Annotated in this window: 17 protein-coding genes; 2 read left to right on the forward strand and 15 right to left on the reverse strand. The window is 46.0% G+C overall.

The window, feature by feature from the left end:
• Positions 1-265: 265 nt before the first annotated feature.
• Both H6F88_RS11350 and H6F88_RS11355 read left to right on the forward strand, forming a co-directional pair.
• Positions 266-2,128: a histidine kinase dimerization/phosphoacceptor domain -containing protein gene (locus H6F88_RS11350; protein ID WP_190642858.1), complete on the forward strand. Its 1,863-nt coding sequence runs from the start codon at positions 266-268 to the stop codon at positions 2,126-2,128.
• Positions 2,129-2,136: 8 nt separating this feature from the next.
• Complete coding sequence (locus H6F88_RS11355) at positions 2,137-3,717, forward strand: ATP-binding protein (protein ID WP_199333554.1); 1,581 nt, start codon at positions 2,137-2,139, stop codon at positions 3,715-3,717.
• 99 nt (positions 3,718-3,816) lie between these two features.
• On the opposite strand, the gene H6F88_RS11360 is transcribed toward H6F88_RS11355, so the two are convergent.
• The 15 genes from H6F88_RS11360 to H6F88_RS11430 all read right to left on the reverse strand — a co-directional run bounded on the left by H6F88_RS11360 (position 3,817) and on the right by H6F88_RS11430 (position 23,529).
• The gene (locus H6F88_RS11360; RefSeq protein ID WP_199333555.1) at positions 3,817-4,206 is read right to left on the reverse strand and encodes a sulfur transferase domain-containing protein; all 390 of its coding nucleotides are present in this window, start codon (positions 4,204-4,206) and stop codon (positions 3,817-3,819) included.
• Positions 4,207-4,457: 251 nt separating this feature from the next.
• On the reverse strand, positions 4,458-5,852 hold the full coding sequence (locus H6F88_RS11365) for a hypothetical protein (RefSeq protein WP_190642860.1): 1,395 nt from the start codon (positions 5,850-5,852) through the stop codon (positions 4,458-4,460).
• A gap of 95 nt (positions 5,853-5,947) precedes the next feature.
• Positions 5,948-7,117: a glycosyltransferase family 4 protein gene (locus tag H6F88_RS11370; protein WP_190642971.1), complete on the reverse strand. Its 1,170-nt coding sequence runs from the start codon at positions 7,115-7,117 to the stop codon at positions 5,948-5,950.
• Between the two features lie 33 nt (positions 7,118-7,150).
• Complete coding sequence (locus tag H6F88_RS11375) at positions 7,151-8,383, reverse strand: glycosyltransferase family 4 protein (protein ID WP_190642861.1); 1,233 nt, start codon at positions 8,381-8,383, stop codon at positions 7,151-7,153.
• Complete coding sequence (locus H6F88_RS11380) at positions 8,380-9,501, reverse strand: glycosyltransferase family 1 protein (RefSeq protein ID WP_190642862.1); 1,122 nt, start codon at positions 9,499-9,501, stop codon at positions 8,380-8,382. The genes H6F88_RS11375 and H6F88_RS11380 overlap by 4 nt, the downstream gene beginning before the upstream one ends.
• Positions 9,502-9,635: 134 nt before the next feature.
• Positions 9,636-10,904, reverse strand: a complete 1,269-nt coding sequence (locus tag H6F88_RS11385) for a glycosyltransferase family 4 protein (RefSeq protein WP_190642863.1) — start codon at positions 10,902-10,904, stop codon at positions 9,636-9,638.
• A gap of 12 nt (positions 10,905-10,916) precedes the next feature.
• Positions 10,917-11,972 (reverse strand): glycosyltransferase, encoded by a 1,056-nt coding sequence (locus H6F88_RS11390; RefSeq protein ID WP_190642864.1) that lies wholly within the window; start codon positions 11,970-11,972, stop codon positions 10,917-10,919.
• 37 nt (positions 11,973-12,009) lie between these two features.
• Positions 12,010-12,972, reverse strand: coding sequence for a glycosyltransferase family 2 protein (locus H6F88_RS11395; protein ID WP_190642865.1), 963 nt, complete (start codon positions 12,970-12,972; stop codon positions 12,010-12,012).
• A gap of 238 nt (positions 12,973-13,210) precedes the next feature.
• Entirely contained in the window at positions 13,211-14,353 is a 1,143-nt protein-coding gene (locus H6F88_RS11400; RefSeq protein WP_190642866.1) for a glycosyltransferase family 4 protein, read from the reverse strand.
• 703 nt (positions 14,354-15,056) lie between these two features.
• Positions 15,057-16,052, reverse strand: a complete 996-nt coding sequence (locus H6F88_RS11405; protein ID WP_190642867.1) for a glycosyltransferase — start codon at positions 16,050-16,052, stop codon at positions 15,057-15,059.
• A gap of 63 nt (positions 16,053-16,115) precedes the next feature.
• On the reverse strand, positions 16,116-17,150 hold the full coding sequence (locus H6F88_RS11410; RefSeq protein WP_190642868.1) for a glycosyltransferase family A protein: 1,035 nt from the start codon (positions 17,148-17,150) through the stop codon (positions 16,116-16,118).
• Between the two features lie 360 nt (positions 17,151-17,510).
• The gene (locus H6F88_RS11415; RefSeq protein WP_190642869.1) at positions 17,511-18,461 is read right to left on the reverse strand and encodes a glycosyltransferase; all 951 of its coding nucleotides are present in this window, start codon (positions 18,459-18,461) and stop codon (positions 17,511-17,513) included.
• Positions 18,462-18,636: 175 nt separating this feature from the next.
• Positions 18,637-19,914 carry a polysaccharide pyruvyl transferase family protein gene (locus H6F88_RS11420; RefSeq protein WP_190642870.1) on the reverse strand — a complete coding sequence of 426 codons (1,278 nt, stop codon included), beginning with the start codon at positions 19,912-19,914 and terminating at the stop codon, positions 18,637-18,639.
• 157 nt (positions 19,915-20,071) lie between these two features.
• A complete protein-coding gene (gene hepA, locus H6F88_RS11425) occupies positions 20,072-21,913 on the reverse strand; it encodes a heterocyst formation ABC transporter subunit HepA (RefSeq protein WP_190642871.1) in 1,842 nt (613 codons plus the stop codon).
• A gap of 413 nt (positions 21,914-22,326) precedes the next feature.
• Positions 22,327-23,529: a glycosyltransferase family 4 protein gene (locus H6F88_RS11430; RefSeq protein ID WP_190642972.1), complete on the reverse strand. Its 1,203-nt coding sequence runs from the start codon at positions 23,527-23,529 to the stop codon at positions 22,327-22,329.
• Positions 23,530-23,845 lie beyond the last annotated feature (316 nt).

Genomic DNA, 23,845 nt, shown 5'->3' on the forward strand with positions numbered 1-23,845 from the left:
GAATTTACAGCCATTTTGACTGGGTAAGCCATAGCGTAGGGGCAGTTCGCGAACGGCCCCCACAGGGATATGTGGTTTATCCAAGTAGAAATTGCTGTAATTGCCTTCCCGCCCCAAAATTTTCCTGGCAAAAATAGTGTTGTAGCAACACTCTGATGATGGGTAAGAGTGACTAAAACCTTCTAATCTTCTGCAAAGACAACACGCTCGTACAGTTTCACCCGTAAAGTCTATAGTGTGGAGATGAGCTCTCTCTCCTAGAAACATGCTTATGCTTGACCTGCTCAAAGAGCTTTTTAGTTCAGGAAGCTTCATTCCTCACGGGCATTGTTTTTTGTGGCGACCTGGATTAGTTTGGCTTCACATCGTATCCGACACAACGATCGCCCTCGCTTACTATTCCATTTCCTTAACGCTGGCTAGTTTCATTCAACGGCGAAAGGATTTACCCTTCAACTGGGTCTTTGTTTTATTTGCAGCGTTCATTACTGCCTGCGGCACTTCTCATTTAATGTCAGTTTGGACGCTTTGGCATCCAACCTACTGGCTCTCGGGTGGGGTCAAAGCAATCACAGCCGTTGTGTCTCTAGGTACCGCGATCGCACTTTTTTCACTGGTGCCCAAAGCATTAGCGATTCCCAGTTCGCTAGATCTTGAAGTGGCAAACTGGGCGCTGCAACAAGAAATTATAGAGCGTCAAAAAGTTGAAAGAGAACTCACCTATACCAAAGATTTGCGAGAGGCAGTTTTTAACGAATCTGCAGACGCTTTATTTTTGGTTGATCCGCAGACGCTACACACCGTAGATTGCAATCGACGGGCAGTAGAACTTTTTCAAGCAACTGACAAAGCCCAGCTAATTGGTATCGAGGGACATACTTTGCAGCGATACCAATTTTCTACTGATGAGTTAGAAGCGATCGTCTCCCAAATTCAGTCAGCAGGGTTTTGGAGCCAGGAACTTGAGTATGTAACCTGCAAAGGAAACTTTTTTTGGGGCAATATTGCAGCCAAACCGATTGCCGTTGCTGAACGCACCTTTAATTTAGTGCGAGTCACGGATATTACTGAACGCAAGCACATCGAAGCTGAGCGTGAGCAAGCCGAACAAGCCCTGAAAATCAGCGAAGCCCGTTATCGTGGCATTGTAGAAGACCAGACAGAATTGATTGCTCGTTTTCTAGCAAACGGTGACATTGTGTTTGTGAATGAATCCTACTGTCGCTACTTTGGAGTCCAGTCAGAGAAAGTGATTGGCAGAAGCTATGAGCCCGTGATTTTTGAAGAGGATCGAGAAGCCGTTGTCCAACTCATTGCTTCAATCAGCCCAGAAAATCCTGTGGTGATGATTGAAAATCGGGTAGTTATCGATGGTGAAATTCGCTGGACGCAATGGAACAATCGAATGCTGTTTGACGAGCAGGGAAAATTTGTTGAGTTTCAATCCGTTGGGCGAGACGTGACTAACCTCAAACACACCGAAGAGCGCCTTCAATCGTCTCTAAAAGAGAAAGAGGTGCTATTAAAAGAAATTCACCATCGAGTTAAGAATAATTTGCAAATTGTCTATAGCTTGCTGCGGTTACAGCGCCGAAAACTAAAGGATCAGCTAGCCGCCAATGCTTTACTTGAAAGCCAAAGTCGGATTGAGTCGATTGCCCTGATCCATGAAAAGCTTTATCAATCTGAAGATCTGTCCCACATCAACTTAGCAGAGTACATTCCCAGTCTGGTTACAAACCTTTTTAGTACTTACAACCTCAGCCACACGCAGATTGCATTGCGAACCGAAATTGAACCCATCTTCCTAGATATTGATAAAGCAATTCGCTGCGGATTAATTATCAATGAGCTATTGAGCAACTCTCTTAAATATGCGTTTCCTGACAGGAATCAGAACAATCTATCGATACACTTACAGCTTTTTACAATTTCTACAGGAGCAGAAAAATCAACCATTCAGTTGAATATGAAAGACAATGGGGTAGGGATTCCAGATCATATCGATTTTTCTCGACCTGAAACGTTAGGTTTACAGCTTGTTCAAGGTTTCGTAGGGCAGTTGAAGGGAACCCTGGAAATGCAGCGGCAGGGTGGTACGGAGTTCCGGGTTCTATTTCCAGGATAGGTGCAATCATGAATGATGCAAATGTATCCTCGGCTTCGGCGCGGGTACTCATTGTTGAGGATGAATGGGTCGTGGCGATCGACGTGAGAGATTGCCTGGAAGAATTGGGCTACACAGTAGTGGCGATCGCTGCTTCGGGTGAGGAAGCCATTATCAAAGCCAGAGAGCTGAAGCCAGATGTTGTGCTGATGGACATCCGCCTAGAGGGAGAAATGGATGGAACTCAGGCAGCCCAAGTAATCTGGCAAGAACTCCAAATTCCCATCATCTACGCCACCGGGTATTCAGATCGCGCCACCGTTGATCGCGCCACCGAGACCGAACCGTTTGGTTATATTATCAAGCCGATTAAAGAACGTGATCTGTATATTGCCATTAAAACTGCACTGCAACGGTATGGACGGGAAGCCCAACTCAGGGAACAGCAAGAGTGGGCAGCCACAATTCTAAAAGCGATCGGAGACGGAGTCATTGTCACCGATGCTGAAGGACGAGTGAAGTTCCTTAACCTCGTCGCAGAATCGCTGACGGGATGGCAGTTTCAGGAAGCGATCGATCGCCCCTTAACAGAGGTGCTTCCCCTGATACATCACCAGACGCAGGTTCCCCTAAGCGATCCGCTGATGGAGGTGTTGCAAACGGGGACAGTTACCTACCTGGTGAACCCAATTTTGTTGGTCACCAAAGACGGCAGACAAGTGCCAATCGCAGACAGTGCTGCCCCAATCAGAGACAGTGCAGGAAACATCACAGGGGCCGTCATGGTTTTCCGGGAGGTGACGGAGCAAAAGCCTTCCGAAGAAAGATCCTTCTCGCTGCTGAGAGCGCAATTGTTAGAACAGCAAATAGAGGAACTTCAGCGCTTATCTCAGTATAAAGATGACTTTTTAAGCACGGTTTCCCATGAGTTGCGATCGCCCTTAGCCAATATCAAAATGTCGATTCATCTATTAGAGATGAACTTAGATCGACGCAAGCTTTCAACCTCAGAGGCAGAAATAGATGCCCAATCACAACGAGTTGGACAATATCTGGACATCCTACGGGAGCAGTGTGATCAGGAACTCGATTTGGTCAACGACCTGCTGGAACTACAGCGTTTAGAAGCAGATAGGGCTCCCATTGATTTAGTCCCAATTGAGGTGGTGGAATGGCTTTCTAACATTGCAGCCGTGTATCAAGAGCGTGCCCAAGAGCGGCAGCAAAGGCTACAAGTCTTTCTACCTTCTACACTGCCACCGCTCGTTTCAGATATCGCAATTTTGACGCACATTGTGCGAGAGCTACTGACTAATGCTTGCAAATATACACCACCCGGAGAAGCGATCGGGATCAACGCCCAGCAGGTCGGCGAGCAACTGCAATTGATAGTGAGCAATTCTGGCGTCGAAATTCCAGCAGAAGAACTGCCTCGCATTTTTGACAAGTTCTACCGGGTATCGGGAAGCGATCGCTGGAACCAGGGCGGTACGGGTCTAGGACTGGCACTGATCAAAAAACAAGTAACGTATTTGGGCGGCTCAATTCGAGCAGAGAGTAGCGCTAATGAAGTGCGCTTTGTGATTGAGTTACCTTCTAATGCTAATTAGTATCAGTCCAATCTAGAAACAGCAGCAGTCCGTCCGACTTTTGCATAAAAGGCTGAAAATTTAGGAATTCAAGGCAGCAAAATGCGGCGTTCCGACAACTCACGAGCCATCATTGAGTAAGCCCAATTTTATCACTTTCTGGAATGCATCTTCCGTCCTCATTCCTTGCTTCATTGCAACCTGCATAAGCGCAATAACCGATGATCGGATGCCGGTATCGCAGTGAACAAGCATCGGTTTGGGCAGGTCAGAAATTTGTTGAATGAGCCGCAACGCTGTTTCAGGAGTTAAATGACTCGACTGAATTGGATAATTAACGTAGCGTAATCCTAATTGCTCTATTTGAATCTGTTCGTCATTCCAAAACCCTGCCTCATCAGGCGATCGCAGATTGACGACCGAGCGATAACCTTCTTCAACTAACTGGGGTAGCTTGTCGGGTGCAGGTTGTCCGGCGATCGCCAAATCATTTGTAATCTTCCTGACCATGTTCATCCGCTTTTCTCCCAGACATCAATGATGGATCAAAGCAACCCCACCATCCCAGCGGAGATTTCACTTTGGCTTCTCACCAATTAATTGTTTTTAATAAGGCTGAATACCTTGATGCTAGAGGAAGAATTTGAGGAACTTGTGAAGATATATCATGCTAGACGTTGAAATCAAGACAAAAGGGAGAAAAGCTTTGCTTTTCTCCCTTTTGCTATCGCAACCTCATGGCTACGACTATAATCTGAGCGTCAAATCGCTTCGATCGGTCCATCTGTGCTGTACATGATCTGACGAGCCGAGATTTGGCGCGATCGCCGTTCAATTCGGTGTTCCTGCCAGCGTAAGCCAATCACAGCCATCATCGTTAACATATACCCAGGCTCTTCTAGCTGAGTAAAAATGAAACCATTGATTAGCACAGTAAGCAAAATAAACTTACAGAAATCATCGATGCAAATTCGCTGCCAAATGATTGAAACAATGTAGAGATAGGCAGCCAGTCCTAGAAAACCTGTATCTCCCCAAATACCTGCCCAACCCCACAGTGGCGAGAAGAAGCTGGAATCCAGATAATATCCGCGCCAAGTTGCCCAGACGGCTTGGCTAGCTGGATGAATAGTGCCACCCAGCGGCATTAACAGATATCCATAGTCTATCAACATCCAGCCGCCCAACCGCCCGATAGTGTGCCCTGGTCCAAGTCCAAAAAACCAGTTCAGGAATGAGGTGTAATAGGACGGAATGATCCGAAATGGTCCTGACTTGAGTACCGTTGCATCTCCGTCTGGACCGTAAATTTCGGGTCTAATCCAGGTTTTGAAGGCTCTAAACTCGTATAGGTTTTGGATACACCAGTATAGGATATAGCCAATTACAGCAGCAGCGATCACATACTGGAGCGTAACTCTGATGTCTTTTACACTCAACAAAATCAGGATGACCCAGGCCAGTAGAAAGACCATCAATACTTGTTTTGCATCGGCAGATACCAGCAGGAAAAAGGCAACCAAAACAATCGCAGACCGAAGCCAAATTGGAACAGACTTGGCGCTGATAAAGTAATACAAACCGAAGGACATGTAAACGAAAGCAGAGACAACATGTCCGCCTCCTGAAACATAGAAGACTCCTTGAATGTTGTCTTCTCGGGTTAAGTCAGCTTGAAGCTCAAGAATTCTGAGATCCAGCAGAATCTTTTGCCCCATTGCTAATATCAAATGAGTCAGGGCAAACCCCAACATCCAGCGTCGAAAGCGCTGAAAGCTCTCTGCCGAAAATGGGACAGAAATGATTGCTAGCAGCAGGATATACCCTTCAACCAGCAATAGGTAGCCGACAAATACATTAATTAGCCCAGCTTCGTTTAGCAGAGCGCTGGCAGTCATAATAGCCAGAAAAATGAGCAGCCCGACTAAAAGCGCTACCGTAGCTGCAACCTGCCTCCGATCTTTTGCTCGGGCTGTGATAATCACGTAAATGCAGGCCGGTGGAACAACTGCAAAGTGAAGGAAGTTAACTGGTGCAGGCGCACCCACTGCTTCAAGAATTCGAGGAAAAAAGGCAGTCGCAAAGGCAATCAGCAGTAAAACGGAATTTTGCACGTACCCTTTTCTTTTCTGGTAAATCCCTGCTTCTACAGTCATCTATCTTCCTCTGCACACAGATTGTTGCAAGCGATGACGCGATCGCCCCTATTCAGCAATTCATAATTCTCAACCTTGCTCCGGACTTTCAAGGTTTAGGCGGCGATCGCCTGAGCTTTGGAGTAAATTTCTAGCAGTGTCTCGTAATTTTTTTGAGCAGTGTACTTTGCCTCAAATTCGGCGCGTGCCTCCTGCCGCATTTGAGCAAGCTGGGCTGGATTTGCCAAAACCCATTCGATCTGAGCCGCTAGATCGGCAGCATCACCAGGACGGAAGTGTAAACCTGTGCGTCCTGCATCGACTAGTTCGGCGATCGCTCCAATCTTTGCCGCGATCACTGGAGTTCCCTTCGCAAATGCCTCAACTGCAACTCGCCCAAACGTCTCATACCATTTTGAGGGAAACACCAACACGGTTGCTTCTCCCATCAGGGCGTGAACCTCTGCCATTGGTTTGCGTCCCAGCCATTCCACCTGGGGTAAGCGCTTTGTTGCTTCCACGACCTGATTAACCAGCGGACCATCTCCCACAATTTTGAGCGGCAGCTTTGTCCCAAGTCGTTCCCAGGCTTCCAAAAGCGTATCTAGCCCCTTCTCAACCGAGAGCCGTCCGACAAACAGCGCATAGTTTCCCTGACCCAACCCAACGCCCGGATCGGGATTCACAAAATTGGGCTTCACCACGATCTTCTCAGCCGGAAGACCACCCTCAATGAATTTCTGGCGGGCAAACTCTGTCAGCGCAATGTACAGATCTACCGCTTGCGTCCAGGTTTTCATCGCCCGGTGAGTCGTTAGCATTGTAGCAACACCACCACTCGCAACCACACTGCCTCGGTAGCAGCCATGCATCACGCCTGCATAGGGAATGGGTTTTCCTAAACAGTCTTCACACACTTTCCCTTCTCGGAAAAACAGAGCGTTGGGGCAAAGCAGGCGATAGTTGTGCAAAGTTTGGATCACCGGAACCCCCTCGGCTCTAGCAGCGTAGTAAACCGATGGAGAGATCAGAGGGAAAAAGTTCTGTACGTGAACCACATCACAGTCCGTTTCTGCCAGTTTTTTTCTCACGGCTTTATAGGTTTCTCCTGACCAGATGGTGGCTGCCATCATGCGGAGTTTGCCGATCGCTGCAACGCGATCGTTGTTCTCCTCATAGACTTCTACGGGATGCCCCATCTGTTGCAGCAAACTTACTTCGGCTTCGTAACACTCATCTTCGCCACCGCGAATCTGATAGCGATTGTGAACAGTCATGATTCGCATGAGCGCCGTCTCTCTTGGTATGAATGTCATCAACTACGCGCCTTTGGATACCGTCTCCGCGTAAATTTGAGCCATGTGTTCGCCTCTGGCTCGCCAACTTAGAGTTTCGCGGACTAGCTGTTGCCCCACCTGCGCCATCCGGTTACGAAGTTCTGCATCTTGAGCAATCTGGGTCATTGCCACAGCCAGATCATTCACTGCCTGATCAGGATTGTGTGCTGGAATTCTTAGACCCGCATCTTTAGAAACCAATACGGCTGGCCCCGACAGATCCAGGCAAATCACCGGACGACCTGCGGCCATTGACTCTAGACAAACCCAGCCACCAGAGTCATGTAGGCTGGGATGTACCAGTGCATGACAGTCTTCTAGCTTGCCGAGGGTTTGTTCACGGGGAAGTCCGCCCCAAAACTTCATTCGCTGAGCAATGCCTAGCTCTTGGGCGAGGGTTTCCAGAGATTGTCGTTCAGGTCCGTCGCCAATTACCCAATATTCTGCGTCGGGTAAGTTTGCTTTGGCGAAGGCGCGTAGCCCCAGGTGAAAGCCTTTCCAGTGCAGCAGCCTGCCCATGCTGATAAACCGAACAGGAGAATCACTGGCTGGTTTGCATTGCGCTAGGCGGGCAATGTCAGCTTCGGGCAAACCGATCGCAGGCATGATTTGCACGTGATCCACGCCCATCTTGTAAAGCTGCTGGGCGGTGTCTTCAGTGGTGGCTTGAATGATAGCGCTGCGTCTAGCCGTGAGCCGGACAAACGGATCAAGCTCACCCGCAACCCGAAATAGGTCGCGAGCAATTTCGTATAGCTTGGCGCGAGGGCTAAAGTCTTGCCAAAATGCTTTGGGTGCCACTTCTCCACCCGCAACGGGACCCCAGACAAAGGGAATGGGCAGCAAAGAGAGGAAACTGGGACTAGAATGTTTGGCAAAGGTAACATGGTGAACCAGGTCAAAGCCAATTTCCTGGTGCAACCGTCGCGCCTCGAAGTAGGCTTGGATTTGCCAGAGATAGTGGTGAAGCTGCATCGCGCCTGCTTGCCCCCAGCGCAAACTATCCTTCCAAAACGGCAGCGTGAAGTAGACAAAGTGGAGATTGGGCACTGGGTTGCGGGCTAGCTCTGCCTCGATCGCCTCTCGACTTTCATCGGGACGGGTCAGTACCCAAACTTCATGATATCGGGCGGCTTCTCGTACCGTGTTCCAGCCGATTCCTGGTTCTGACCCTTTGCCGGGTTCACAGGAGTAGGCAGACATCAAAATTTTCATACGCGGGACGGCTCCTTTAGCAGCTTCTCGTAAATTTCAGCGATCTGTTCTGCTGTTTTTTCCCAGGTAAATGCTTTGACTCTTTCCAGTCCTTTAGTAACCAATTCCTGATAAAAAACTGGATCGCTGTGCAAGCGGCAAATGGCAGCGGCGATCGCCTCCCAATCTTGCGGATCAACCAAAACCCCTGCATCTCCCACTACTTCAGGCATCGCTGAAACATTTGCCGTAATTGCAGGCGTGCCACAAGCCATTGCTTCTAACAGCGTCATGCCAAATCCCTCATGCAGGGAAGGCGCAACCAGAATATTCGCCGCATTGTAAAGCTGAACCAGCGTGGACTTATCAGGATTTCCCAGATAAGTAACATGTGACCCAAGTCCTTCCGCATGAATGAATGCCTTCTGTTCGTCGTCAAAGTCCGCTCCTGCCTTCCAGAACAAGAAAGGGAACTCCTTTTGACGCAAAATTGCCAAGGACCTGAGAATGGCTGAGATGTTTTTACGAGGATGATTTGAACCCACATTTAGCAGACAAACCGTTTCTGGGGAAATGCCCTGCTGTTGCCGAAACAACTCACTTTCATGCTTGGGTAACGGTCGAAATCCAGACTCCACCGCATTGGGCACTACAGAAATCCGGGCTGGCTCAACGTTGAGAATTTGGGAGGTATCCTTGGCTGTGACCGCCGAAACTGTAACCACATGATCACAGTCCTGAAGCCCGCGTACCGAATACATCCACATTCCATTACTGACAAAGGGCACCTTGACTGAACCGCGCAGGTTGTCCTTATAGAAGAAGTTGATCAGGTCGTGACACGTCACCATCACGGGTTTGCCCGCCTTTTTTAGTCCATACACAATGTGGGCTTCGCTATGGTCGATGACGTGAAAGACATCCGCCTTTTGCCGCTGCACGGTGCGAGGAAAGTTCCAAAACCGTTCGTAGAATTTTTTTGCTCTCAGGAGTACGGAACGGCTGGTGCGATCGAGGGGCACAGGAGCTAGTTCAACCACCTCCCAATCGGGGCGAACGGCTCTTAGTCCTGCCGCCAGTCCGTCGGCGTAGACATCCATACTGAAGTTGGGCATGGTTCGCGCAATTACAATCCGCATCGCTCCCCTTTGATATCAATTCTTAGTTTTGGGTCGTAGGATGCGTTACGCAGTGCTAACGCATCACTCAAGCTCTTTCGGTGCGTTATGCTGGCGCTAACGCACCCTACTGGTGCTACCAGAAATGAACGACGTTAGGGCGTTTTCACCGGGGTAGTACCTTCTGCAAGCTGTGGTGATGTGTGTTTTGCCTGATTTGGCGATCGCTGCCGCTCACTTTTGATTCTGCCGATGGTTTCCATCAGGGCATTTAGCTCACAGTTGAGGTCTTGCCCGCAGAACACTTCTCTGGCGCGATCGCTATACACTCGACGAGTTTCATAATCCGTTAGTGCCAACACTGCCTTGACCAGCGCCTCAACATTGCCGCAGGGATAAACCAGCCCGTTGTAACGATGCTGAACCGTGTCACTGTAACCCCAGTTGCCGCAGCGATCGCTCAAGATAGGCGGACAACCTGCCGCCATTGCTTCAGAAATCACCAGTGGATGAGGGTCATTGTGAGACGTTGAGATAAACACATCGGTCGCTGCGTAATACAGCGGTAGTTTGCTCTGGTTCACAAAGCCCACATTCAACACTTCACCATTAAGGGATTCCAAGCGTTGATTAATTGCGTCAGTCAACTCACCGCCGCCAATCATGATGCCTCTAACGCGAGGGTCAATTTGGTGCGCTTTGGCGATCGCCTCAATAAACTCAAACGGATTCTTACGCTCAATGTATTTGCCCGTAAAGCAATACAGGATGGTGTCTTTGTCCCAGCTTAGCTTTTCGCGAATTTGCTGAATTTCGTCCTGATTGTGAACGATCGTTTGTTCGTAGCGATCGCGGTCAACCGGATAGCAGCCCCGCACCATCTTTTCATCAGGTACGCCATAGTGCCGCAGGTAAATCGCATTGTGGTCACCGCTAGAAACCCAGTGATCCGCCAAACTGTACATCCAGGGATACAGCATTGACATCACAATCTTTCGCAACCGACTGTAGTGATTGTCAGTAATGATGGTTGCGTCATTCTGCATGATGATGGGAATGTCCCGCAGCTTGCAGAGCAAAATTGCCAGTCTATAGGAGTAGGTGTAAAAGCTAGGCAAAAACACCGCATCGACGTTTTGACGCGTCAAACGGCTGAGCAACCCTGGGTTGAGCAATCCTTTTTCAATCTTGTCGGCAATCTTACCATCCCAAGTTTTTAGAAACTCATTGTGATAGCCGCCTGTGAGGTCAACATCCCAGGGTTGAGTGCTGCCAAGGTGGCGATCGCCACTTACCTGGTTTTCATTGCAGAGATAAAAAGCGGAAACTGAGACTCCAGGCTGTTCATTTAACTTTTGCCACAGCGGGGCGTGGTGCTGAGTGGGGTGGGTAAATACAACCCCTAAGCGAAATGTGTCTTGCATGGTTTAACTCACTCAACTCATTAACAAACGAAGTTTGCTCAACGTCCAGCTAATTGGCTTTGGGCGAAACTGGGGAGCAAATAGCCAGCTAATCGCAGGTTTTGCCAGCGGCAGCGGCATCACACCCACCCAGACAAACCACAGGCTAAAAATCACCCGCTTCTGCCAGTTGTAGTCTGAATATTTCCACAGAGCGCGAACACCCCAATAAGCAAGTTCCAGTGGGCGATCGGAGGGCACCAGATGTTGGTCAGGATCTAGCCGTAACGACGCCATGCGCGACCAGACCCTTCCAAAAAAGCGTAGTCCTAAATCAGCTGGCACTTCATAACCCAACTCACTTGCTCGCTGCTCTAGCAGTTCACATCGCTGTAAGTCGTGGCGCACAAACCGACGGAAGCGATCGCTTGCCACCTCCGTCACCGCCCACTGGTTGCTGTCATGAATCCGGTAAGCTCCCAGAGGTTCCTCAATTGCTCCGACATCGCCATACAGCGGAATCAGAACGGACAAATAGTCATCCGCCGTCAGCTTAAACTCATCAGGAATTGGGAAAACATGTTTCATCGCCTCCCGGCTAAGGGCATTGCCGCTGGTCGGCGTACTGTTATAGGTGCCTACATCAAGCAGAGTGCGCCAAACCTCTCCACTAGACAAGGGCTGTGTCCCTTGAGGGTAAGAAAATCCGCGAGGTTGTCCAGATGAATCGACCACAGACAGTCGATAATGGATTTTCGACATCCCTGGCTCCCAAGCTTCAACGACTCGCTTAGCTACATCGGGGAAAAGATAATCGTCGGAATCCAGGAAGATGATGATATCGCCCTTGCTTCTGGCAAAACCGCTGTTGAAGGCTGCTGCCTGCTTACCGTTGGGCTGCAAAACGGGAATGATGCGATCGCCATACTTTACAATCACATCGCGTGAATTGTCGGTGGAGCCATCATCCACCACAATTACTTCTGTATTGGGATAGGTTTGCGCTAAAGCACTGTCGATCGCCTCACCCAAAAACCGCTCGTAGTTGTAGTTATTGATGATGATGCTGACCAACGGTTGAGTTTCCATAGCTGTCTGTTAGATGTTTTGAACGAAAGATTCTCTCCTAAACTGGCTTGCTTAAGCGCGATTTAAGGAGGTAGTAAAACGTCACACAATTGACTTCTAACCTTTCATGAAACCGGAGATTGGCAAAATACTTCTCTATCAACTCCTTACAATCCTTGAGATTACTTCCACTAGCTAAGTAGGCGCTCAACCCTTGCGAAAATAGTTTCTTACTGAGCTTGTTGAATTCCAAGAAGCGAATACGCATCCAGTATGCTGTTGCGATACGAATTTCAGCATAAATTCTCCGCTTATTATCAAATGACTGTGTACTGTAGAGATTGTTCTCGTGAACTCTAAAAATTCCCAAATTTCTAGTTGTCACATATCCTGCCCCCAGTCCTACTGCCAAGAGATTCAAGTATGTGTCGCAGATTGCAAGACCCGAAGATCCTTTACACTCTGGCAGTGGAAAGATTTTTTCTAGAAAGGTTCTGCGGAAGCACAAATTAGATGTAGAAGGTGTGAAATTTGGCAACTTTGCTTTTTTTAGCTCTGACCTAAAATCAACCAGCTTTGGAGATTCACTAGAATTATTGACAAATATATTTTTGTAGAACTCTGTGCGTTCTACATTGACTAGTGCTTTTGTTTTCACTGGAGTAGATTCAGTGAAGACCCAACCAATCTCAGAGTTTGCCCTAAATAAATCAACGACCTCAGATACCTTTTGAGGTAAAAAGATATCATCCGCGTCAAGTATGCAAACTATCTCTCCTGTACTTGCTGCAAAACCGGCATTTAGAGCAGAAGCTTGTCCTCCATTCGCCTTAAAAACCTTGACGACTTGATCACCATAACCATCAATGATTGAGCGAGAGGTATCTGTAGAACCATCATCTACTACAACGACTTCTACCGAGTCGTAAGTCTGATTTAATGCACTATCGATCGCCTCTGCAATAAAGCGATCATAGTTATAGTTATTGATGATGATGCTCACTAGCGGCTGAGTCTCCACGTTTATATCCTCTTTACAATCCACGTGATTTCCGAGGGAGCAAGCTATCTCTCCCAACTTATTCTGAAGAAATTGGAAGAAAACCGGAACTTTTCAGAAGTAGGGAGTAATCCGTTGCTACAAAGGCAATCCCAGATGAAAGGGCACCCCGCTTCGCGGGGTGCCCTTTCATCTGTAGCCCTAACTTTTGGAATTGATATAACAATTGAAGTCAGCTAAGACACTGATGCAGGTTCACTCACAAATCCATTAACAGTCCTTTAAGGGTTTTACCTGCAACAGACCAATTCAAACGCGTTTGATATTCATGAAAGGCAGATAACGCCAACTGCTGGTACCGAGAGTAGTTGGTGAAAATATCCGTAATATATTGACAGTATTCAGATACTTCTGCCGCTGGATCAAACAACCGTCCGTTTATATCTTCTTTAATAATGGTAGGAACACCACCTACATGAGTAGCGATGCAGGGCACTCCTAAAGCGTTTGCTTCACAAAACACTAAGCCGTAACATTCGGCTCTGGTCGGTAAAATCAAAAAGTGAGACTCCGCTAAAAGACGTAAAATTTCTTCTTTGCCTGCTTGAGTTGATTTACTGATAAAACCAAGAGGACGCACAAAATCAGGCAAAGGTTCATCTAGAACAGGCTGACAACCCACTACAGTCAGTTCCGCTTTAAGACCTGAAGCGTTCAGCATCTTAACAACATTGAAGGCGATATCTCCTCCTTTGCGAAACCAGTCAACGCCCAAAAACAGAAATTTGCACACGTCACTAGGACGTGCTTTAATTACACTTTGAACCTCATCTAGAGCCCAACTATTTTCAAGATTGGCTCCAAAAGGGACAACTTTCACTTTATCTGGGTCAGCTTTGTAGTGATTGACAGCCGTTTGTGCAGCCCAATCTGAAGCATAAATTGCTAAACTAGATTTGTGCAAAGCTAACTGCTCCATACGGTGCCAGTCCCGGACAGTTTCTTGGCAAAGTTGGCTATAGTGTGGGTAAGAGCTGTTTAATCCAGCGAAGGTTGCATCTGCATAAAAAGCAACTGGCTTTGAAGTTTCCAGATAAGCAATCGAATTGCTAGTAACACTAAATATGAGGTCAGATTGGCTTCTTGCCAATTTTTGAGAAACCTGATGAGCGTAATCTTTCAAAATGAGTGGTTCTGGATCTCGCAAATATCGTTCACCAAACAATTCGTGATAGTGACGCTTTGATTTACGAATAACCTTGTGAATTAACTTGTCCTTTAATGGACCAATGTAATCGAGGGAAATAGCCTGATCCGTGAGGGACTGGGCAATATAGTACCCTAGACCTGACCACTGGTGAACATCTTGTGCGTTATAGGTGGTGACATAAGCTACTTTCATAATGTTTCTCCAACATTTTCAAGTGATTAAGAACTAAGGACATTGAGAGTGTTTCGAGCGTTTCAAACAAATCGAACTGATTCAATCTTTAAAGTCCCAACAGTGAATTCTGAATTCACTGTTGAACACATTGCTTTGATCAATAATTTGATGACTCTTTGGTCAATCTACCGCCTTAAAGTCTTATCGTTCTGGCTGCGAGTCTTAGTAGCTCTTGACTGTAGCTATGTTGGTCACTATAGTTCTCATAACGGCAGGCTCAAAAATGAGTTGAGTCGAAATAGGAGAAAGCCCCTGCTTCGGTGCTTTGCTCTAACTCTAGATTTGAGAATGCATTAGGTTTTTGAAAAACTCCCTTTCTGGCAAATCTTTTATGTCTATACCAGTTTTCACCTCGATGCACTGAATACTGGATTGGCGAGCCTTCTACAAGGTAAATACTCCCTAGCAAAGCAGCAGCAAAGGGAATATAATGTAATCGTCATACACACAATTACATCTTCTGAATTGTCGGTAGAGCCATCACCCACCACAATCATTTCTGTATTAAAACGGTTTTTGGACAGAGCGCTGCGATCGCCTCTGCCAAAAACCATTTGTAGCTATAGTTCTTGATGCTGCTAACTAGCAGCTAAATTTACACGCTTACATCCTCCTTAGTCCAAGTGACTTTAAAGGCAATCAGCTATTTCTCCTCCATCATTCAGGGAGAGTCAGAGGAAAACCGGAATTTTCCGAGCCAATAGAAAAGAAATAATCTAGTTTGTTTAATTAGAAAGACAATTCTTTCAAGGTTGCGGAAGCCGAAAAGCCTTTGAGCCAACGTGTAAGCGGCGGTTCTATCTGTGCTGTTTGCCTGAAACTTGGGAGATAACGTTAAAGTTTTCTCTAGTAGTTTGAAATATTGAGGCGGGTCAAATTCTAAATATCCTCTAGCCAACATGAAGTAAGACTGAGCCATTGCATCTCGGTAGCTTTGGGATAGCTTTCCCTCTGCCAAAAGCATTTTCTCCGCCTTCTCCAAAATTATCTGGTGGCTTTCGAGGTATCGAGTCTTAGAAGATGTAGAAACTGTGACGTTGCCATGGCGTCTATAGATGGAATAGCAACCAGACTGGTAGCCTACTTTGGCACCACTCATGACGATGGAGAGGAAAAAGTCCCGATCTTGTCCGGCTTTTAGCGATTCATCCCAGCCGCCAACTTGGGTAATGGGCGATCGCTTAAATAACAAACAGGCAGGCGAAACCCACCAATCTGCTAGCAGCGACTCCAGCAAATCTGGCTGGTTGCCAGTGACTTTTATATCTTCTAGATAAGAGTCTCCGTTGGGCAAATGATATTGATGTCGCCAATCGCCATAAACAACATCAAACGCCGTTTCTTCCAGAAAATGAACCTGCCGCTCTAGCTTCTCAGGCAGCAAGTAATCATCAGCGTCCAGATATTGAATATAGTCCCCTTTGGATAGAGCAAACCCTTGATTGCGGGCATAATTACCGCCTCGGTTAGGACCACTCTCCCAAATCACTCTGTCGCCATAGCGTTTGATTACATCTAGGCTGCCATCGGTTGAGCCATCGTCAATGATAATTATCTCTACGGCCGAATAGGTTTGGTTGAGACAGCTACCAATTGCTTCTGCAATCCATTTCTCAGCGTTGAAGCAGGGAATGATAACCGAAACAAGTTTTGCCATTCTATCCAATCCTATTCGAGCCTGTGAATTTAAGTAGCAGAAAAATATGCGATCGCGTTGAACTTAAAGCTTTAACGCAGAAAAATGCCTATCAAATCCAGTTTTATTGAGTACAAATAACATCATTACCTTGGCAAAGAACTTAATCGTTCTCTGATTAGGAGACCAGGTCATTACCTTGGTAGCTAACATCAACAGTTCCTTACTGCAAGCACTGAAAGTACCAAAGTGATTGCGGTAATAAACCTGTGCATGGATGGAATTGAAGTAATCTAATATAGGCTCTCTCTGGCTGCTCTCTAGTTTAGCGTTTAGGAACGTATCCATTGCATGGAGAAAGTCTTGTGAATCCGCCCTCTTGTTACCAAACCAATTATTACTGCCATGAACACGATATTGAGTTAAGGCATCCTCCGCAAAATACATATCGCCCAGCAAGGAAGCTGCCTTCACTACAAAGTCATCGGCACGAACCTTGATGAGGTGACAAGTTAAAGGAAAGATTTGCTCTGCTAATGAGCGAGTTAATGCTACGCCACTGGTTGGCGCACCTAAAAAAGGAATGTAACGATATTTTTTAGCATAGCTGTACACTTCTGTTGCTGTACTAATTTGGGTCAACGTTTGACCTTGGAATTCCTTAAGACGTTTAACCCTGTGCAAGCTTTTCCACTCACAGCTATGGTTAATTAATTCAGTCCTCAAATGTTCACTTCTATCGTTGATGATCTCAAGCCCGTTACAGATAGCTATATTTGCATTCTCTGAAGTGACCTGCTGAAACAAATTAACGAGCCTACTGATTTTTTCAGGAGAAAATGTGTCGTCAGAGTCTAAGAAGAAAAGGAAATCTCCCTTGCTTTGTTCAACCCCTACATTAAATGCAGAAGCTTGACCACCATTTTCTTTAAGGATGGGGATGATGCGATCGCCATAGCTCTTAATAATCTCCTGCGAGCCATCTGTTGAACCATCATCAACTACAACAACTTCAACGTGAGGGTAAGTTTGATTTAGGGCACTATCGATCGCCTCCCGTAAAAAGCGTCCATAGTTGTAGTTGTTAATAAGTACACTTACAAGCGGAGAGCTTTTCATGATAGGACTCGATGAAGGTATTAGCAAATCACAAAGCTATTTATTTACTAAAATTTACTCAACTAATTCGCACCAATCAGGATATTTCTTCAAATTTAATAGGCTCCTCATTTATTCGAGTTAAGAGAATATTTGAAGGGTCTAACTTGTTACTTGGTGATAGGCGAAAGCATAGCATTCTAGGTTTATTCCAGAGCTATCCGCCAAATGCTACGCTCTTACAGCAGACATTCGTCACTTTTCAAACATCCTCTTGACTCGACTTTATCCATTTGAGATCCAGAGCGTTCCTATAGAGTCAAGCTTAATTCACTCCGAATTAAGCTTGACTCTATCCAAATTTCTTGCCTGAGACAAAAGCTACAGGTTGGAAGCAAATTCCTTTGAGTTCAAAATCTTCTCAATTGCTAATGTTGCTCCTTGCTGAACAGCCTTGTGCAAAGGTCGCTGTTCAGGATGCATTTTCCACAAACGATATAGTTCAGAAACTTTGGCTTTTAGCGATCTATCGGGTGGAGAAGGCAACTTATTACGCATCGCCTCTAGAACAATTCGAGAATAAGTAGTTCCTTTAATCAAGCGAGAAAAATACTCCTGGGTCAGACGATTAGCTGGGATGAGATGTGTAAGTTTGAGAGCAGTAAATAACCCCGTGCCTAAGCCAAGATCGCAAGCGGTATATGCTAGGTCAATATCTTCACAGGAGAGCGGTATTTCATCTGTGCTAGACGCTCCTCTACGTCCAAGCTTTGACCGTACCGGATGATTCTGAACATCGGCAGCATATTGATCTGTTACGGTCTTACGGACACACAACCCGGCCCCGTAAGGGGTAGTTTCTAACTGATGCAACAGATTTGACCATTGATCTCTGTCTACTTCACGAAGAGCCAAATATCCCCAAAAAGGCTTTGTCCACTCTGGAGGAGAGACTTCAAATTCGGGCAGGGTCTGACCACCCCAAGCACCAATTGAAGGATGATTTTGACTAATCTGTAGCGTAACTTCCAGGTAGTCTGGCGCTAAGACGTTGTCATCATCAACAAAAACTAGAGTCTCCCCAGTTGCTTCAGCCATTCCGCGCAGTCTTGCAGGGGTCAAACCCAGTTCTTCTTCCCGAATATGGCGTGATTGGGGATGCCAACTCAAGTCTATTTCTGATGCAAGTAATTTGTCGCTTGCATTATCTACCAATAACAACTCCCAGTTATCCGTTGATAATGTTTGAGAACGCAACGCATTGAGAACTTTTTGAAGGTAGTTCGGGCGGGGATTGTGAGTGCAAATAATAACAGATAGAAACTGACTCATGGTTACTCCTCAAATTTCGGATTGACTAGCTAGATGCACCAGTTTTGTAGCTTGCTCAAGCCGCTTTAAGCGCGTACTTCTAGGCATAGCTGCGGGGGCACCCCTGGTAGTCTCAGTCAATTTGTGAGTAAGTCATACTCTGTTACAAAGACACACTATCTACATGAATAGTTCCTTAGAATTTTGCTATTTCGTAAACACGCTTGTATGCTGCATGCCCTGACTCTATTTGCTTTTGTGCAGCCTCTAACAACTGAGGTTTGATTTGTGCAGCCGTATGCCAGGCAGATTGAATGCTATTCAGCAATTTTTCACCAATGTCCTTATCATCTAAAAGCAATACCTCACAGCCAACACCAAACTGATCTGCCAGACCACGGAATTTATCAACATAGTATTGAGACTTGGCAAGGCAAACAACTGGTACACCTTGAGACAGCGAGAAAACGCCTGCATGGTAACTTCCAGTAATCACGACACGACATCTTCCTACTTGCTCAATCACCTTCAATGGAGTATCAAGCGATTCTCCACCATCCGAGGTGTCGTCATAACCAGCAAGCAATTGTTGAATTGATGCACTATCGGTTTCCATAAACCCTTTATAGAAACCATGAGCAATTGGGATAGGAAGAAGGGAAACTTCTTTTTGTCGAGCAAACGTTTGCAGGGCTGATTTGACTACTTCGAGCAGAGCTGCATTTACACCTGAATATGCAGCAACTCTGAGGTTTATTCCGATACTATCCCCAAGTTCGGGCTTCCGAGATGAGTAAGCTAACTCAATTGCATCGTCACCTGTTACAACAATCCCTTCTTGTGGAACTCCAAGAGATTTGAGTAGTGGCATTCCGACACGTTTTTCTCTTAGGGTCAACAGATTTATGTCCGGGAGAGTAGCTTTAGCCGTAGCGTATAACTCGCGGTTCTGAAGTGGTCCAAATCCTTGCCCCAACATAGCAGTGGGTTTGCCTAGCTTCGTGGCGAGTTTTAGAGTTTCCAGAGCAAAATTTGCATGATTCCCAAACTCATCATTGATGTATCCTCCTCCTGATGCAACCACTAAATCAGCCTTAGAAATTACATCCAGAAAGGTTTCGACATCCTTTACCTTGTCTGGAACCTTGCGTAGTTTGAATTTGACGTATGAACGTGATAACGAAGGGAAGAGGCTCCAGATCAAGTCTTCTAACGCAAGCCACTTCTTAGCAACCCCCTTGGGCAACACTCCATGAACTTGATGAATCAACGGAGAAAACCGCATTTCACGACCAAATGGTGATACGGGTTGTGCGTTGGGAATATACTCATGAAGAATTTCTGGAGCAGTTGTAAATACGTGGATTAGGGCACCGGGGAAGATTTTATGTAGCCGTGCAACCAGAACTTGTAGCATGGCTAAATCACCCATATTCTTCAATTCATAACCGCTCTGCTCTACAAGAATTCTCATGATAAATTAACGTGGTGAAACTACAAGGTAACCGCGCTCAAATCTGGATTAGTTGTATTTGGCTAGCTCTTCTCTAGCTCAATTACCACCAGCAGAATGCTAATTGTCTTTGCTATTTATCGAAATCAACAGATTGGGTAAAGTCAACAGATTCTAACTAACTCGCTTCGTGCTGCATCTGGTGATATTTCCACAGTTTGCCTTGCAAGCTCAGAAGCTCTTGATAAGTTCCCTGCTCAACAATACGACCTTGTTCTAGGACAATGATCTGGTCGGCTCTCATGATGGTTGATAAGCGGTGGGCGATCGCTATCACAGTCCGTCCCACAGATAACTCTTCCAGAGACTTTTGAATGAGTCGTTCAGAAACTGAGTCCAAAGCACTTGTTGCTTCGTCGAGGATCAAGATTTCAGGGTTTCTCAGCAAGGCACGGGCAATCGCAATCCGTTGTCTTTGTCCACCAGAGAGCCGCACACCGCGATCGCCCAACACTGTATCCAATCCTTCCGGCATCTTTTGGATAAACTCCACAGCATTCGCTAGTCGGGCTGCTTCTAGCACCTCTGCTTCACTGATGTTATCTAAACCGTAGGCAATATTACTGTGAACGGTTGAGTTAAAGATAAAAGTGTCTTGACTCACCGTTGCCATCCGATGACGAACCGAATTAATCTCTAGCTCTCGTAGGTCAATTCCATCAAATAGAATTTTGCCTCGCGTGGGGTCATAGAATCGGATGACCAAGTCTGCCAGCGTTGATTTTCCGGCACCCGATGCACCAACCAGAGCAACTGTTTGACCTTTAGGAATGGTTAGCGTGATATCTTTCAACACAGACGATTCAGCATCATAGCCAAAATCAACCCCAACAAACTCAATTGCCTGTTGCAGCCCTCTAAACTGAATGTGTCCAGCCTGTAGGTAAGGCTTGTTTTCAGTGCTTAACAGATTCTCGATACTTTGAATCGGACCTTGGAAGCGGCTGATTGCAGAAAACCGCCCGCTAATTTCTTGAATTGCGGGAGCAGCTCGAATCACAATAAAGATGAAGGTGAGGAGTGAGGCGACTGTCAGGGTTCCATTGTTGACAAAAACGCTGATTCCTAAAACTAGAATTCCGATTAAAACAACACTGGCAATGGCTTCTGCGATCGGCTTCACAACTGCGTAGCGAGTCGTGGCAACCTTCGCCGCCGCCGCTACATTGTCACTCGCCTCGTAAAACCGTCGCCGTTCAAACTCTTGAGTTCCAAAGGCGTGTACCGTCCGAATTCCGTTGATAAACTCCGCTGCGGTGGAAGTTAATCTGCCTCTAGCTCTAGACTCTGGGAAACTAGACTCTCGCACCCAGCCGTTTAGAGATGCTATTCCCGCTGCTGCTAAACCGAAAAGTAGGACTGCCATTACAGTGAGTTCCCAGGAAATGCCCACAGCCAGTATGCTGTAGGCAACCACAACCATCGATCTAACGAATATAGCAGTGAATGTTGAAACAGCTTCTTGAAGCTGAGAAACCTCAGCAGTCATAGTGTTCAATAGTTCACCAGCCTTTGTTTGTCCATAGAAACGCAGGCTGACTGCCTGTAGCTGCTCAAAAACCTGTTTATACAAATTATTGATTAGCTTGATTCTGCCAAAATCTCCATAGATGGCACTAAGATAGCCAAACAGGACACGAAACAGAGTCGAGAGCAAGATTAAGCCTGATATGCGATAAAGACGGCTTAGCGGCGATGCATTAACGCCCAAGATCCAGACATCAATCCACTGAATTCCAGTTTGCAAAGGTTCTGAATTCGGCTCTACCAAGTTTTGCAAGAACGTGAGTAGAAAGCTAATACCAAATCCTTCAAAAACGGCCGTTAGTAAGGAAAAAATAAGAACCAGAAAAATCAGATGCGGAAATTTCTTGATTTCTCGCAAAATCAACTTGTTATCTTTCCAAAAACCGGTTGTTTTGATGATCCGACGCAAAGTTGGAGGAAGTTGGTATTTCATGGAGAAAACTATCTACTTGACTGCACTGAAGATTGGCTGGCGCTGGGGATTGGGAGAGACTAGAAGCCTTGCAGCATTGGTTTATTTGCAGCACTAGTTGATTAGAAGTAACAGGGAAAACCGACCTGAATTCTTATCTGATGAACAGAAGCGTTTGACGTTTGTTCCAGATGGTAATCCTGAATCAAGTTTTCGAGATGTTACAGGCTTTTCCGGATATCTTTACGGAGGAAGAGTGCAACCTGGTGTGTTTCTGCCCTAGAAAACCTTATGTTTTAGCCTTTAGCTGGCTTTAGACAAAGCAACCCCTAAGGAGAGCTGCTCAGCCCTCTGTTAGATCTTTGTGAATTTTGTGAGATTCGTCCGGAGGAGGCGATCGCACTCAAGATAAAAGGTCAAATTAGCCAGAATATTCAGCTTCCTGTAGAAACGGTATCCGTTGCATAGAGCAAACGATGTAGGTTTTTAGCTGCTGGCTGCGCCTTTGCGCTTTGTCCGAGTTGTTCCCGCAACCGTTGATCCTGGCACAACTGACTTAATGTTTTAGAAATTTCAGCCGTAGAGTTGGGATCTACCAACAAACCTGTAACACCGTGAATGACAGCATCTTCTACACCCCCCGCCTTCGAAGCGAGAACAGGTTTACCAAAATAAGCGGCTTCTAGGTAAACAATGCCAAAACCTTCAATACTGTGGGCTTGTTCATCAAAGAAGGTAAGCATCGAAAAGAAATCGCAGGCGGCGTAGTAACCTGCTAGCTGCTGGTCAGTTACATATCCCAAAAAGTGAACGCGATCCTGCACATTTAGTTCTGTGGCGAGGGCTTTTAGCTCTTCCTCCATCCATCCCTGTCCACAAATTAAATAATGAACATCTAGCTGATTTGCTATCAGGTTGGGTAAGTTTTTGATGATGCGATCGAAACCTTTGCGGCGCACTAATCGTCCTACTGACAAAATGACAACTGCTGTTTCAGGAATATTGCAATTCTTCCGCATTTGGCAACGCAAAGCGTGAAGTTGATCTGCGTTTATACAGCCAAACTTCTCAGGTCTAACGGTGGGATGTATCACGTGAATGGATGCATCACAATGAAAATTTGATTTAAGAAAGGCTTGCGTGAAAGAGCTATTACAAACTACTCCTTTAGCCCGTTTGAGTAATAAATTAAAGAGTAGTTTAGACAGTGGTTTTTGAGCAATTTCGAGAACATCATCTCCATGCAAATATACAAAAAATTGAATCGGCAGCAGATAGCTTAGAAACAAAAGCACCGAGAATTCATATCCATGACACCACTCGATGTAGTCATAGCGATAGCGACGAAATAGCTTGACTGCAAACCAACAGGAATAAGTCATTCTCACAACCTGTCGGCAGAAATTAGTCAGACGAACGCTGCCTAAACCACGGGGTGACTGCACCCACTTTGGAACAAGCCAGCGATGAATTGGGAAAGGCTGGAGACGATCGAATGCCTGGTCTCCATCACAAGCCATCGTTGCTACAACAACCCGTTCAGGGTCTTGTAAACAACGGTTATAAGCATATTCCTCGATTCCACCTGCTTGGGGTAAGAAACTACGGCAAACGACAAGGATATTAGGTTTTACCATTGATGGCACGATAACTAAATAAGCAGCCACAGTTAAATATCTTTAATAAAAACCAGGAAGCTATTAACTGAAGCATTCCTTTGGTTTTTAATTTTTTCATTTACTTATGACTAGGGTTGAACTACTAGACGCAAACGCTTTACATCTGCACCTAATTTTATTTTCAAATTAGACAATACCTACGAATAACTTTTAGATGAAGATTCTTTCTAAAAGCACGTTTTTTCTGTGAGTTCACTAATATTTAACATTTGGCTTTTTTCTTTGAGGAATCTATCAAATTCCCTAGCAAAGCGGGGGGAATCAACCGGATACC

Origin of the sequence: Oculatella sp. FACHB-28 (genome assembly GCF_014696015.1) — a bacterium.
GTDB lineage: Bacteria > Cyanobacteriota > Cyanobacteriia > Elainellales > Elainellaceae > JAAUTN01.

Excerpts from the sequence above, each read along its gene's own strand:
- H6F88_RS11385 (WP_190642863.1), bottom strand. The coding sequence starts at position 10,904 with ATGCAAGACACATTTCGCTTAGGGGTTGTATTTACCCACCCCACTCAG.
- H6F88_RS11410 (WP_190642868.1), bottom strand. The coding sequence starts at position 17,150 with ATGAAAAGCTCTCCGCTTGTAAGTGTACTTATTAACAACTACAACTAT.
- H6F88_RS11400 (WP_190642866.1), bottom strand. The coding sequence starts at position 14,353 with ATGAAAGTAGCTTATGTCACCACCTATAACGCACAAGATGTTCACCAG.
- hepA (WP_190642871.1), bottom strand. The coding sequence starts at position 21,913 with ATGAAATACCAACTTCCTCCAACTTTGCGTCGGATCATCAAAACAACC.
- H6F88_RS11430 (WP_190642972.1), bottom strand. The coding sequence starts at position 23,529 with ATGGTAAAACCTAATATCCTTGTCGTTTGCCGTAGTTTCTTACCCCAA.
- H6F88_RS11355 (WP_199333554.1), top strand. The coding sequence starts at position 2,137 with ATGAATGATGCAAATGTATCCTCGGCTTCGGCGCGGGTACTCATTGTT.
- H6F88_RS11415 (WP_190642869.1), bottom strand. The coding sequence starts at position 18,461 with ATGAGTCAGTTTCTATCTGTTATTATTTGCACTCACAATCCCCGCCCG.
- H6F88_RS11370 (WP_190642971.1), bottom strand. The coding sequence starts at position 7,117 with ATGCGAATCATGACTGTTCACAATCGCTATCAGATTCGCGGTGGCGAA.
- H6F88_RS11380 (WP_190642862.1), bottom strand. The coding sequence starts at position 9,501 with ATGCGGATTGTAATTGCGCGAACCATGCCCAACTTCAGTATGGATGTC.
- H6F88_RS11390 (WP_190642864.1), bottom strand. The coding sequence starts at position 11,972 with ATGGAAACTCAACCGTTGGTCAGCATCATCATCAATAACTACAACTAC.
- H6F88_RS11405 (WP_190642867.1), bottom strand. The coding sequence starts at position 16,052 with ATGGCAAAACTTGTTTCGGTTATCATTCCCTGCTTCAACGCTGAGAAA.
- H6F88_RS11350 (WP_190642858.1), top strand. The coding sequence starts at position 266 with ATGCTTATGCTTGACCTGCTCAAAGAGCTTTTTAGTTCAGGAAGCTTC.
- H6F88_RS11360 (WP_199333555.1), bottom strand. The coding sequence starts at position 4,206 with ATGGTCAGGAAGATTACAAATGATTTGGCGATCGCCGGACAACCTGCA.
- H6F88_RS11365 (WP_190642860.1), bottom strand. The coding sequence starts at position 5,852 with ATGACTGTAGAAGCAGGGATTTACCAGAAAAGAAAAGGGTACGTGCAA.
- H6F88_RS11420 (WP_190642870.1), bottom strand. The coding sequence starts at position 19,914 with ATGAGAATTCTTGTAGAGCAGAGCGGTTATGAATTGAAGAATATGGGT.
- H6F88_RS11375 (WP_190642861.1), bottom strand. The coding sequence starts at position 8,383 with ATGAAAATTTTGATGTCTGCCTACTCCTGTGAACCCGGCAAAGGGTCA.